Origin of the sequence: Halomonas urumqiensis (assembly GCF_003028575.1) — a bacterium.
Taxonomy (GTDB): Bacteria; Pseudomonadota; Gammaproteobacteria; order Pseudomonadales; family Halomonadaceae; genus Halomonas; species Halomonas urumqiensis.
In genome coordinates this window covers 116516-129151 of record NZ_PYUD01000002.1, presented here as the reverse complement: position 1 = coordinate 129151, position 12636 = coordinate 116516, and the positions used below count along the sequence as shown (strand labels likewise).

13 protein-coding genes are annotated in these 12636 nt (G+C 63.4%); 12 read left to right on the top strand and 1 reads right to left on the bottom strand.

Translation table 11 applies throughout. The annotated features are described in order from the left end of the window. Nucleotides 1-167 precede the first annotated feature (167 nt). From hemE to C6V82_RS07900, 11 genes are all read left to right on the top strand, one after another. The gene (gene hemE / locus C6V82_RS07950) at nt 168-1244 is read left to right on the top strand and encodes a uroporphyrinogen decarboxylase (protein WP_102586944.1); all 1077 of its coding nucleotides are present in this window, start codon (nt 168-170) and stop codon (nt 1242-1244) included. Between the two features lie 4 nt (nt 1245-1248). Then, the gene (locus tag C6V82_RS07945) at nt 1249-1602 is read left to right on the top strand and encodes a VanZ family protein (protein WP_102586767.1); all 354 of its coding nucleotides are present in this window, start codon (nt 1249-1251) and stop codon (nt 1600-1602) included. Between the two features lie 330 nt (nt 1603-1932). Continuing rightward, complete coding sequence (locus tag C6V82_RS07940; protein WP_102586768.1) at nt 1933-2988, top strand: amino acid ABC transporter substrate-binding protein; 1056 nt, start codon at nt 1933-1935, stop codon at nt 2986-2988. Nucleotides 2989-3094: 106 nt separating this feature from the next. Then, nucleotides 3095-4285 (top strand): amino acid ABC transporter permease, encoded by a 1191-nt coding sequence (locus C6V82_RS07935; protein WP_102586769.1) that lies wholly within the window; start codon nt 3095-3097, stop codon nt 4283-4285. A gap of 9 nt (nt 4286-4294) precedes the next feature. Then, nucleotides 4295-5395: an amino acid ABC transporter permease gene (locus C6V82_RS07930; RefSeq protein ID WP_102586770.1), complete on the top strand. Its 1101-nt coding sequence runs from the start codon at nt 4295-4297 to the stop codon at nt 5393-5395. A gap of 73 nt (nt 5396-5468) precedes the next feature. Then, on the top strand, nt 5469-6197 hold the full coding sequence (locus C6V82_RS07925; RefSeq protein WP_102586945.1) for an amino acid ABC transporter ATP-binding protein: 729 nt from the start codon (nt 5469-5471) through the stop codon (nt 6195-6197). 329 nt (nt 6198-6526) lie between these two features. Further along, nucleotides 6527-7528 (top strand): phosphate/phosphite/phosphonate ABC transporter substrate-binding protein, encoded by a 1002-nt coding sequence (gene phnD, locus C6V82_RS07920; RefSeq protein WP_102586771.1) that lies wholly within the window; start codon nt 6527-6529, stop codon nt 7526-7528. A 66-nt stretch (nt 7529-7594) separates the two neighbouring features. Beyond that, nucleotides 7595-8452, top strand: coding sequence for a phosphonate ABC transporter ATP-binding protein (gene phnC, locus C6V82_RS07915; protein WP_102586772.1), 858 nt, complete (start codon nt 7595-7597; stop codon nt 8450-8452). Continuing rightward, nucleotides 8439-9248: a phosphonate ABC transporter, permease protein PhnE gene (phnE, locus tag C6V82_RS07910; protein ID WP_102586773.1), complete on the top strand. Its 810-nt coding sequence runs from the start codon at nt 8439-8441 to the stop codon at nt 9246-9248. The genes phnC and phnE (C6V82_RS07910) overlap by 14 nt, the downstream gene beginning before the upstream one ends. Beyond that, nucleotides 9242-10051 (top strand): phosphonate ABC transporter, permease protein PhnE, encoded by an 810-nt coding sequence (gene phnE / locus C6V82_RS07905; protein ID WP_102586774.1) that lies wholly within the window; start codon nt 9242-9244, stop codon nt 10049-10051. The genes phnE (C6V82_RS07910) and phnE (C6V82_RS07905) overlap by 7 nt, the downstream gene beginning before the upstream one ends. Before the next feature lie 165 nt (nt 10052-10216). Continuing rightward, nucleotides 10217-10645 carry a host attachment protein gene (locus C6V82_RS07900; protein ID WP_102586775.1) on the top strand — a complete coding sequence of 143 codons (429 nt, stop codon included), beginning with the start codon at nt 10217-10219 and terminating at the stop codon, nt 10643-10645. Between the two features lie 92 nt (nt 10646-10737). Here the strand turns inward: C6V82_RS07900 and C6V82_RS07895 are convergent, their stop codons facing one another. Beyond that, the gene (locus C6V82_RS07895; protein ID WP_102586776.1) at nt 10738-11664 is read right to left on the bottom strand and encodes a LysR family transcriptional regulator; all 927 of its coding nucleotides are present in this window, start codon (nt 11662-11664) and stop codon (nt 10738-10740) included. Nucleotides 11665-11845: 181 nt separating this feature from the next. Here C6V82_RS07895 and C6V82_RS07890 point away from each other — a divergent pair, with 181 nt between their 5' ends. Beyond that, nucleotides 11846-12622 carry a ferredoxin--NADP reductase gene (locus C6V82_RS07890; RefSeq protein WP_102586777.1) on the top strand — a complete coding sequence of 259 codons (777 nt, stop codon included), beginning with the start codon at nt 11846-11848 and terminating at the stop codon, nt 12620-12622. Nucleotides 12623-12636 lie beyond the last annotated feature (14 nt).

Genomic DNA, 12636 nt, shown 5'->3' with positions numbered 1-12636 from the left:
ACGGCCCTGCCGTGGGGTGGTGCGCCATTCTAGCAGGAAGCCGCGCCGGGCTCACGGTGGGTCGCCTTTTCGCGGCGATGTGTGTCCTGCGGCCATGCCCCGGCGGCAGCCCGTCTCGACAGGATCGGGTACACTGTGGCGCACACTTCCCGTGGATGACCGCCTGCATGGAACTCAAGAACGACCGCTTTCTGCGCGCCCTGGCGCGTCAACCCGTGGACCGCACCCCGGTCTGGATGATGCGTCAGGCGGGTCGCTACCTGCCGGAGTATCGCGCCAGCCGCAGTGTGGCGGGCAACTTCATGGACCTGTGCCGCAACCAGGAGCTGGCCTGCGAGGTCACGCTGCAGCCGCTGGAGCGCTACCCGCTGGATGCGGCGATCCTGTTCTCGGACATTCTGACCATTCCCGATGCCATGGGGCTGGGGCTCTACTTCGAGACCGGCGAGGGGCCGAAATTCCGCAAGCCGGTACGCACCGCCAAGGAGGTCGCCGCACTGAAGGCGCCGGACGCCGAGCGCGACCTCGACTACGTGATGCGCGCCGTGTCCACCATTCGCCGCGAGCTGAATGGCCGGGTGCCGCTGATTGGCTTTTCCGGCAGCCCCTGGACGCTTGCCACCTACATGGTGGAAGGCAGCTCGAGCAAGGATTTCCGCCATGTGAAGACCATGCTCTACGACACGCCCAGCGTGATGCATGAGCTGCTCGACACCCTGGCCACCGCCGTCACCGACTATCTCAACGCGCAGATTCGCGCGGGGGCTCAGGTGGTGCAGATCTTCGATACCTGGGGTGGGGCGCTCTCCACGCCGGCCTATCTGGAGTTCTCGCTGCGCTACATGGAGCAGATCGTCGCCGGGTTGATCCGCGAGCACGAGGGGCGCCATGTGCCGGTGATCCTGTTCACCAAGAATGGCGGGCAGTGGCTCGAGGAGCTGGCGCTGGCCGGCGCCGATGCGCTGGGCCTGGACTGGACCACCGAGCTTTCCGATGCGCGGGCCAGGGTCGGCCACAAGGTGGCGCTGCAGGGCAACCTGGACCCCAACGTGCTGTTCGCCCGGCCACCGGCGATTCGCGCCGAGGTGGGGCGCATTCTCGACAGTTACGGTGAGGGCCCTGGCCATATCTTCAACCTCGGCCACGGCATCAGCCAGTTCACCGACCCGGATAACGTCACCGCCTTCATGGAGGCGCTGCACGAGCTGAGCCCGGCCTACCATCGGCGCATCCAGCAGGGCTGAACCCATGACCGAGCGCGTGAAGCGCTGCCGACAGCACCGCCCCTGGGCGGTGCTGTCGTTTGTGGTGGCCGTATTGATTGCATGGGGCAGCTTGACCCCGGGCAGCGGCATGCCATCGCAGCTGCCGTGGGACAAGGCCAGTCACTTCATCGGCTATTTCGTGCTGGCGGGCCTTGTCGGCCTGGCCGGGGTTCGCCTGCGCTGGGCGCTGGCCACGGCGGTGCTGTACGGCATCGCCATCGAGTTCGCCCAGTTGCCGGTGCCCGGTCGCCTGGGCGGCGATTGGGCGGATATCCTGGCCAATGCGTTGGGTGCGGCGTGCGCGGTGTTGATACTCGCCGCGATTCGCCGTCGTTGAGGCTGCGTCCTGTTCTCCCTTCAACCAGCGCGGCTGGCACGCGCCGCCGTGGTGCAGTGCTCAGGGGAGCGCATCCCGCCTGGTGCATGGCGCGGATGCTGGCATGCCGCCGCACCCTTCCTTGGCTCATTGAATCTGCGTTGAATGAGAGTGATGTGGGGCTTGTGCCTGATATGGAACGATCCTTGCTATGGTCACACTGCATGCAAACGCATGTTTCAAATCATGACGATGAGCGTCGGTGCCGGATCTCGGTATCGTTCCATGAAAACGGTTGATGGCAGCGGTTCATGATAGCGGTTCGTCATCACCACGCGAGGGAAGATCCCCATGCTGAACAACAACAAACTCAATACCCATAAGCTCAACCCCCACAAGTTGGCAGTGATGGCCTCCGCAGGGGCCCTGATGATTGGTGCCGCGGGCGTGGCCCAGGCGGAGACACTTGAAGATACGCTCGAGCGTGGCACCGTGCAGTGCGGTGTCAGCGATGGCCTGCCGGGCTTCTCCGCGCCGGATGACGATGGCGAGTGGCAGGGGCTGGATGCCGATGTGTGCCGCGCCGTGGCCGCCGCGGTGTTCGGCGATGCCGAGGCCGTGCGCTTTACCTCGCTGAATGCCGTGGAGCGCTTCACCGCGCTGCAGTCCGGCGAAGTGGACGTGCTGTCGCGCAACACCACCTGGACCACCACCCGCGACACCACCCTGGGCCTCAACTTCACCGGCGTGACCTTCTACGATGGCCAAGGGTTCCTGGTCTCGCGCGATCTGGAAATCGAGAGCGCCGAGCAACTGGACGGCGCGGCGATCTGCATTCAGTCGGGCACCACCACCGAACTCAACCTGGCCGACTACTTCCGTGCCAATGACATGGAATTCGACCCGATCGTCTTCGATACCTCCGAACAGACCGTGGGTGGCTTCGAGACCGGGCGTTGCGACGTGCTGACCTCCGACACCTCGCAGCTGGCGGCGCTGCGTATTCAGCTCTCCGAGCCCGACAACGCGATGATTCTCTCGGACGTCATCTCCAAGGAGCCGCTCGGCCCGGTGGTGCGTCAGGGCGACGACCAGTGGTTCAACATCGTCAAGTGGTCGCTGTTCGCCATGCTCAATGCCGAGGAGCTGGGCATCACCAGCGAGAACGTCGATGAGATGCTCGAATCCGAAAACCCCAACATCGCGCGCCTGCTGGGTCAGGATGGCAACTATGGCGAGGGCATGGGCCTCGAGGCCGACTGGGCCTACAACATCATCAAGCAAGTGGGTAACTACGCGGAAGCCTACGACCGCAACGTCGGCATGGATTCTCCGCTGGAGATCGAGCGTGGCGTGAACGCGCTGTGGACCGATGGCGGCCTGCAGTACGCGCCGCCGATTCGCTGAGTCTCCGCCCGGGCGCCACAGGTTGGCGCCCTTTTCCTTCCACAGGCTTGGCAATCCCGAGCTGTGCATCTCGTTTCCAGCTTGAAGGATCCAGGCGGAGAACCCCATGGCTGCTCGATCCCCTGCCCGTTCCGCGGGCCCTAAACCGCCTTTCTGGCGTGATCGCGCCAAGCGTGCGCTGATCTTTCAGACCGTGCTGATTGCCGCCGTGGCGGCCTTTCTGATTTATATCGTCGGCAATACCCAGGACAACCTGGCCGCCCGTGGCATCACCACCGGCTTCGGTTTCCTGACCAACACAGCGGGCTTCGGCATCGGCCAGAGCCTCATCGAGTACTCCTCGCAGAGCACCTACGGTCGCACCTTCCTTGTCGGGCTGCTCAACACGCTGCTGGTTTCGGGGTTTGGCGTGCTGGCCGCGACCCTGGTGGGCTTCACCGTGGGTATCGCCAGGCTCTCGCCGAACTGGCTGATCGCCCGGCTGGCCAACGCCTATATCGAGATCTTCCGCAACATCCCGCTGCTGCTGCAGATCTTCTTCTGGTATTTCGCCGTGTTGCGCACGCTGCCAAGCCCGCGTGACAGTATCTCGCTTGGCGAGGCGATCTTCATCAACGTGCGCGGGCTGTTCCTGCCCGAGCCGCTGTTCGAATCCGGCTTCGGCCTGATTCCGATCGCCATCGGCGCGGCGCTGGTGGCCAGCATCGCCCTGATCATCTGGAACCGGCGTCGCCACGAGGCCACCGGCAAGCGTATCCCGGCCTACTGGATCAGCCTGGCCTTGATGATTGGTGTGCCGATGCTGGTGCTGGTGGGAACCGGCGTGCCGGTCACCTGGGAAATGCCCGAGCTGCGGGGCTTCAACTTCCGTGGCGGCATCACGGTGATTCCCGAGTTCCTGGCGCTGTGGCTGGCGCTGTCGATCTACACGGCGTCGTTCATCGCCGAGATCGTGCGTTCCGGCATCCAGGCCATTCCCCACGGCCAGACCGAGGCGGCTCAGGCGCTTAGCCTGCCGCGTGGGCTGGTGCTGCGGCTGGTGGTCATTCCGCAGGCGCTGCGGGTGATCATTCCTCCCTTGACCAGTCAGTACCTCAACCTGATCAAGAACTCGTCGCTGGCCACCGCCATCGGCTATCCGGACCTGGTCTCGGTATTCGCCGGCACCACCCTCAACCAGACCGGCCAGGCCATCGAGGTGATCGCCATGACCATGGCGGTATACCTCACCATCAGCCTGCTGGTCTCGATGTTCATGAACTGGTTCAACGCCCGCGTGGCGCTGGTGGAACGCTAGGAGGGTGTGATGACCATTCGAACGGAAATGATTGCCCAGCGGCCGGCACCCGACCAGACCATCGGCGCGCTTGCCTGGCTGCGTGCCAACCTGTTCAGCGGGCCGGTGAACTCGGTGTTCACGCTGCTGGGGCTCTATCTGCTCTACCTGCTGGTGGCGCCCACGGTTCAGTGGGCGATCATCGATGCCGACTGGGTCGGCACCAGCCGCGACGATTGCTCGCGGGAGGGCGCCTGCTGGGTGTTCGTCAAGATGCGCTTCACCCAGTTCATCTACGGGCTCTACCCGCGCGAGGAGCTGTGGCGGGTGAATATCGTGTTCGCGAGCTTCGCGGTGCTGGTGGCGTGGCTTGCCATTCCCAGGCTGCCCTTCAAGCGCTGGGTCGCCGTGGTGACGCTGTTGCCGTTCCCGGTGTGCGCCTTCTTCGTTCTTTATGGAGGTGTACTCGGCCTGCCCCTGGTGGAAACCCACCAGTGGGGCGGCTTGATGCTGACCCTGATACTCGCCGTGGTGGGCATGGTGGCGGCCTTGCCGATCGGTATCCTGCTGGCGCTGGGACGCCGCTCGCAGATGCCCATCGTCAAGAGCTTCTGCGTGGTGTTCATCGAGTTCTGGCGTGGCGTGCCGCTGATCACCGTGCTGTTCATGGCCTCGGTGATGTTGCCGCTGTTCCTGCCTTCCGGGTTCGGTGTCGACCGCCTGGTGCGGGCGCTGATCGGCATCACGCTGTTCCAGAGCGCCTACATGGCCGAAGTGATCCGTGGCGGGCTGCAGGCGATTCCCAAGGGCCAGGAGGAAGCGGCGGCGGCGCTGGGCATGAACTACTGGATGCGCATGGGGCTGATCGTGCTGCCCCAGGCCTTGAAGATGATGATCCCCGGCATCGTGAACACCTTCATTTCGCTGTTCAAGGACACCACCCTGGTGATGATCATCGGGCTGTTCGACCTGCTCGGCATCGTGCAGGCGGCGTTGTCGGATTCACGCTGGCTCGGTTTCTCGCTGGAGGGCTATGTGTTCGCCGGCATGATGTTCTGGATCTTCTGTTTCAGCATGTCGCGCTACAGCCAGTACCTCGAAAGAAAGCTGAATACCGGCCACAAGAACTAGTTGCTTACGCACAGGAATGACAATCATGAGTGAACAGGCTGCTTCCACCCCTCGTGCCGACAGCGATGGCTTGATGGTCGAGATGCGTGGCGTCAATAAATGGTATGGCGATTTTCACGTGTTGCGTGATATCGACCTGGAGGTCAAGCGCGGCGAGAGGATCGTCATCTGCGGGCCTTCCGGGTCCGGCAAGTCGACGCTGATCCGTTGCATCAACCACCTCGAGGAGCATCAAGAGGGCGAGATCGTGGTCGGCGGGGTGCCGCTGACCCAGGACGTCAAACGCATCGAGCAGATCCGTCGCAGCGTCGGCATGGTGTTCCAGCACTTCAATCTCTTTCCTCACCTTTCGGTGCTGGAGAATTGCTGCCTGGCGCCGATGTGGGTGCAGAAGAAACCACGCCGTGAGGCCGAGGCGCTGGCCATGCAGTACCTGGAGCGTGTACGCATCGCCGAACAGGCGCTGAAATACCCAGGCCAGCTCTCCGGTGGCCAGCAGCAGCGCGTGGCCATCGCCCGCTCGCTGTGCATGCACCCCGACGTCATGCTGTTCGACGAGCCGACCTCGGCGCTGGACCCCGAGATGATCAAGGAGGTGCTCGATGTGATGGTCGAACTCGCCCACGAAGGCATGACCATGCTCTGCGTGACCCATGAAATGGGCTTCGCCAAGACGGTGGCCGACCGGGTGATTTTCATGGACCAGGGCCAGATCATCGAGGAGAACGCGCCGGAGCCGTTCTTCAACGACCCCCAGTCGGAACGCACCCAGCTGTTCCTGAGCCAGATACTCGGCCACTGACGCCTCTCGAACCTCACCTACAGGCGGCCATCCGGCCGCCTTCTTCGTCTAGGCGTCGTCTCCACCACCACGCTTGCTCTTGCTGTTTTCTGGCCTGGTTCATTTCGTCTGGTTCGTTTCGTCTGGTTCGTTTCGCTGCGGTTTTCGTATCGATTTGCGCCTGACGGTTTACGGCATCACACCCTGGGCAAGGGATCATGGCGAGGTGGCATTCGGTGCGTTGAGCCTTCGCCATGTAAAGAAATTGACATGCAATTGTCATCACTCCTAGATTGAAACGGTAAGGTTTCAACTCTGCGATTTACAAAAAAAATTCCAAGAGGCACGCCATGCAACAACCGATATCCGCTCCCACCCTTCCCTTCGCTCGGCTTGCGCTGTGTTCGCTGCTGCCGCTTGCCATGTTCGTTTCCGCACATGCTCAGGCTCAGGATGACTGCGAGCGCGGTGCACTCGATGCCAATTACTGCGACGCGAACGGCGATATGGTGGCCGACCGTCCCGCAGACGAGTCCGAGTGGGCCAACCCCGATACGCTGATCTTTGCCTATACGCCGGTCGAAGACCCGGCCATCTACTCCGACATCTGGCAGCCGTTCATCGACCACCTCGCCGAGGTCACCGAACGCGACGTGCGTTTCTTCGCCGTGCAGTCCAACGCCGCCCAGGTCGAGGCGATGCGCAGCGGACGCCTGCATATCGCCGGCTTCTCCACCGGGCCGACGCCCTTCGCGGTCAACCTGGCCGGTGCGGTGCCCTTCGCCCTGATGGGCTCCGACGATGGGCAGTTCGGCTACACCCTGCAGGTGTATACCCATGTCGACTCCGGCATCAACGAGATGGAGGATCTGAAGGGCAAGCGCGTGGCGCACACCTCGCCAACTTCCAACTCCGGTAACCAGGCGCCGCGTGCGCTGTTCCCGGAGCTTGGCGTGGTGCCGGACGAGGACTACGAGGTGGTCTATTCCGGCAGCCATGACCAGTCGATGCTGGGGGTGGTGGCCCAGGATTACGATGCTGCCCCGGTGGCCTCCGAAGTGGTCGATCGCATGGCCGCGCGTGGGCTCTACGACGAGGAGGACGTCAAGATCATCTTCGAGTCGGATCGTTTCCCGACCACGTCCTACAACTACGCCCATAACCTTCACCCGGACCTGGTCGAGAAGATCGAGGAGGCCTTCTTCAGCTTCGATTTCGCCGGCACCGAGCTAGGCGAGGAGTTCGAGGGCGTGGAGAAGTTCATCCCCATCAACTATCAGGACAACTGGAAGGTCATCCGCACCATCCAGGCCGCCAATGGCGTGAGCTACACCCAGGAAGACCTGGAGTGACACCAGTGCCCCCGGTCAGCTGGCCGGGGGCAGTCGCTGGTTCTTCACGTCTTGCGAGGTGGGTGAATGCTCGAGATTTCCAAGCTGGTCAAACGCTATGGCCACGATGAAGCGGTATTGAAGGGCCTCGACCTGGTGGTCGAGGACAACAGCGTGGTGGCGATCGTCGGGGCCTCGGGTGCCGGCAAGAGCACCATGCTGCGCTGTATCAACCGCCTGGTGGAGCCGAGTTCCGGCTCGATCAGGCTCAACGGCAACGAGCTGGTCAACCTGCGCGGCGCGGCGCTGCGCCGGGCCCGGCGCAAGATCGGCATGGTCTTTCAGGGCTTCAACCTGATCGATCGCCTGACGGTGATGGAGAACGTGCTGGCGGGAAGGCTCGGGTATGTCAGCCTCTACCAGGCGATCTCGCGGCGCTACCCCCAGGCGGACATCGAACGCGCCTTCCAATTGATGGAGCGCGTGGGTATCGCCCAGTACGCCAACAAGCGCGCCGATGAGCTCTCCGGCGGCGAGCGCCAGCGGGTAGGGGTGGTGCGCGCCTTGATGCAGGAGCCGGAACTGCTGCTCGCCGACGAGCCCACCGCGTCGCTGGACCCGCGGACCTCCGAGCAGATCATGATGCTGCTGCAGAGCCTGGCCAGCGAGCTGTCGTTGCCGGTGTTGATCAACATCCACAACGTCGCCCAGGCCAAGACCTACACCGAGCGCATCGTCGGGCTGCGCCACGGCAAGATGATCTTCGATGGCAAGCCGGCGGAGTTCGACAAGGACGCCCTGGACGCCATCTACGGCGGCATCGAGGCCCCGGACGAGACGGTCAGTGACCCCCAGGCAACCGAGCAGCAAACCGACAAGCAACACGCCGACAAGCCAAGGCAGCGCGACAAGGGCCTCGACGAGGTGAAACATGACCAGGCCTGAGTCTGGCGCTGCCGCGCGCCTCTGGCGCAAGCCACCGTTCATCGCCAACCCGGTGTTGCGCTATGGCCTGTGGCTGGTGCTGGCGGTGTATCTCGTTTGGGCGCTGGGCAGCCTGCCCTTCAATTGGGAGCGCATCGCCGAAGGCTTGCCGCGCGCCGCGCGTATCTTCGGCGGTGGCTTTCCGCCGAGCTTCGAGCGTGCCGAACTGATGCTCACCGGCTTCAAGGAGAGTTTCCAGATCGCCATCCTGGCGACCCTGCTCGGGGTGTTGCTGTCGATTCCCTTCGCGGTAATGGCGGCGCGCAATATCGCGCCGATGCCGGTCTACCTGCTCGGGCGGGCGGTGATCATCATCTCGCGCAGTTTCCATCCGGTGATCGTCGCGATCCTGTTCGTCGCCGCGGTGGGCTTTGGGCCGCTGGCCGGCATCCTGACCCTGACCCTCTACTCCATCGGCTTCGTCGGCAAGCTGCTGGCCGAGGAGATCGAGGAGATCGACTGGGGCCAGGTGGAGGCCATGCGCGCCACCGGGGCGGGGTTTCTGGCCACGCTGTTCTACGCGGTGTTCCCGCAGATTCTGCCACGCCAGGTGGGGCTTTCGATGTACCAGCTCGACAGCAACCTGCGCGCCTCGGCGGTGGTCGGCATCGTCGGCGCCGGGGGCATCGGCGGCACTCTGATGAACGCCTTCGGGCGCTATGACTATGACTTCGCGTTCGCCATCCTGCTGATCATCATCGCGGTGATCCTGATCAGCGAAGGCATCAGCGGTTGGGTAAGGAAGAAAATATGGTAGATCGAGCCGGAGCCCTGGCGGAGCGTGTCTGGCAACGCTACGACCGTCGCGAGCGCCTGATCCGCTACGCCGTGTTGCTGGCCACGATGATGCTGGTCTACTGGGCGGTGCGCGACATCGACATCTTCTGGCCGTGGGTGTGGGATGCGCCCAACCAGATATCGAGCCTGGGTGCGCGCATGTGGCCGCCCGACCCGAGCCGTCTCGCGGCCATCGTCAATGCCATGCTCGAGACCGTGCATATCGCCACGCTCGCCACCCTGCTGACCATCTTCGTGGCCCTGCCGGTGTCGTATATCGCCGCCCAGAACACTACGCCCAATCGCGCCTGTCTGTGGCTCGGGCGCTTCATCCTGGTGTCGAGCCGTTCGGTGAACACCATCATCTGGGCGCTGCTGTTCGTGGCGATCTTCGGGCCTGGGGTGCTGGCCGGGATACTCGCGATCATGTGCCGATCGGTCGGCTTTATCGGCAAGCTGATGGGCGAGGCCATCGAGGAGATCGACCGCAGGCCGGTGGAGGCGATGCAGGCCACCGGCGCTTCCAAGGCCAAGGTGATCGCCTACGCCGTCGTGCCCCAGGTGATGCCGGCGTTCTTCGCCATTGTCATCCTGCGCTGGGACATCAACATCCGCGAGTCCACGGTGCTGGGGCTGGTGGGTGCCGGAGGCATCGGGGTGATCCTGCAGGGTTCCATCGACACCTTCGCCTGGCCGACCGTGGCGACCATCCTGCTTTCGATCATCGTGCTGGTGCTGATCGGCGAGGCAATCACCAGCCTGTTGCGCCGCCGAGTGATCTGACTGGTTGACCAAGCGCCGGCCGCTTGCCAATGTTGAACAGGTAACAGGACGCGTGTGCCGGCTTGCTGGCGCACGCTGGTCAGCCAGTCGCTTTCACCGGCCACTGACTACCCAGGACTGTCTACCTATTGTCTACCTACTGTGTACCTTCAACAGGGAGCGGCTATGACAACATATATCGTGGTGGCGGATGCGGCACGGGCACGGATATTCACCCGTGATGCACTCAAGCTTGAGGAGCAGGACAGCCTCGTTCATGCCGCGAACCGGCTGCATGAAGGTGACCTGGTCACGGATCGTGGGGCCGATGTGCATGAATCGAACTCGCACACGGCGCGCTCGTCGGGTGGCGAGAATGCCGCGCGTACCCATGAGGAGCAGATATTCGCCAAGGAGGTCGCCGAACGGCTCTACCGCGCCAGGATCGATAATCGCATGGAGAAGCTCATTCTGGTGGCGCCGCCACGTTTCCTGGGGCAGTTGCGCGACAAGCTGGACGGCCCTACCACCAAGCTGGTCATTCACTCCCTCTCCAAGGATCTCTCCAAGGCCGGGGTGGGCGATATACAGGAGGCCGTCAGCGAGATGCGCTGACGCCACCTGGGTGCACCCAGCCTGAATCGACAAGCCGATTCGACAAGAACGGGCCCGGCCACTGCGCCGGGCTCGTGCGTTCTGGATGTGCGTCAGGGTACCGTGGGCAGGTCGATCTGGTCGCTGCGCGAGATGCCTTCGGTCATCTGTCGGCACAGCCTCAAGAACTCGCGCATGCCGGTGGCCAGGTACTTGTGGCGGTGCCAGATGAAGGTGAACTGGCGACTAAGGTCCAGCTCGGGGGTGGCGATCGGCACCAGGCTACCGCGCCGAAACGCGTCGCGCAGCGCCAGCTTGGAGACGCAGCCGATGCCGAGCCCTGATTCCACCGCGCGCTTGATGCCTTCGGTATGCTCGAGCTCGAGCAGGATGTTGAAGCGCCCGCGACGGTGACGGGCGGCCTGTTCCAGGGTCAGCCGGGTGCCGGAGCCTTCCTCGCGCATGATCCAGGCCTCGCGCAGCAAGCGTTCGAATTCCACCGGCCCGCTGTTGGCCAGTGGATGGCGGGGCGAGCAGAACACCGCCAGTTCGTCTTCCACCCAGGTCTGGGTGATCACGTCGTCCTCTTCGCACTGGCCCTCGATCAGCCCGAGGTCCAGCTCGTGGTGGCGCACACTATCGATGATGGCGCGGGTATTGCGCACCGCCAGGCGAACCCGGCTCCCCGGGTAGCGCTGCATGAAGTCGCTGATCAGCAGGGTCGCCAGATAGTTACCGATGGTCAGGGTGGCGCCGACGTCCAGGGTGCCGATGCCCTGCTGACCGCGTAGCAGCTCCTCCACTTCCTCGGCGCGGTCGAGCAGGGCCACGGCCTTGGGCAGCAGTTGGAAGCCCAGCGCATTGAGCTTGAGCCGCTTGCCGATGCGGTCCAGCAACTGGCAGTCGAACTGGCGCTCGAGTTCGGCCAGCGCGGTGCTGGTGGCCGATTGCGACAGGGCCAGCGCCCGCGCGGCCCGCGAGACGCTTTCGTGCTGGGCCACGGCGACGAATACCTCCAGCTGGCGCAGGGTATAGCGCATGAGTGGCTCCTGTTCGGGGTCAACGGTTGGCGATCAGGGTGGTGCGGCGAAATGCCGTATATCCATAGTATAGATAAGTGTTATCCATACAATCCATTTAACAGATATCTGCGCGTCTCTTAGAATTACCAGCATAGAATTTTTAGCGCGTTTATACGCTTTTGGAATATGAGGAGACGGCATGAGCAAGTTCGCCTTGGAAGAGGTGCTCAGCGTTCACCACTGGAACGACACCCTGTTCAGCTTTCGCACCACACGCGAGCGTAGCCTGCGCTTCAAGAACGGCCAGTTCGTGATGATCGGCCTCGAGGTCAACGGCAAGCCGCTGATGCGCGCCTACTCCATCGCCAGCCCCAACTACGAGGATCACCTCGAGTTCTTCAGCATCAAGGTGCCTGATGGCCCGCTGACCTCGCGCCTGCAGCACCTCAAGGTGGGCGACCAGATCATGGTCAGCCGCAAGCCGACGGGCACGCTGGTCACCGACGACCTGCTGCCGGGCCGCAACCTCTACCTCCTCTCTACCGGCACGGGCCTGGCGCCGTTCATGAGCCTGATCCAGGACCCCGAGGTCTACGAGCGATTCGAGAAGATCGTGTTGATCCATGGGGTGCGCTCGGTCAGCGAACTGGCCTATGCCGATTTCATCCAGAAGGAACTGCCGGCCCATGAATACCTGGGCGAGGAGATCGCCGAGAAGCTGGTCTACTACCCCACGGTGACCCGTGAGGACTTTCACACCATGGGGCGTCTGACCGACCATATCCGCACCGGCAAGCTGTTCGAGGACACCGGCCTTGCGCCGATGGACCCCAAGCAGGACCGCGCGATGATCTGCGGAAGCCCGGCGATGCTCGACGAGACCAGCGCGATGCTCGATGACCTCGGCTTCAAGATCTCGCCGCGCATGGGCGAGCCCGGTGACTACGTGATCGAACGCGCCTTCGTCGAAAAGTGACCGGGCTGCGCCCG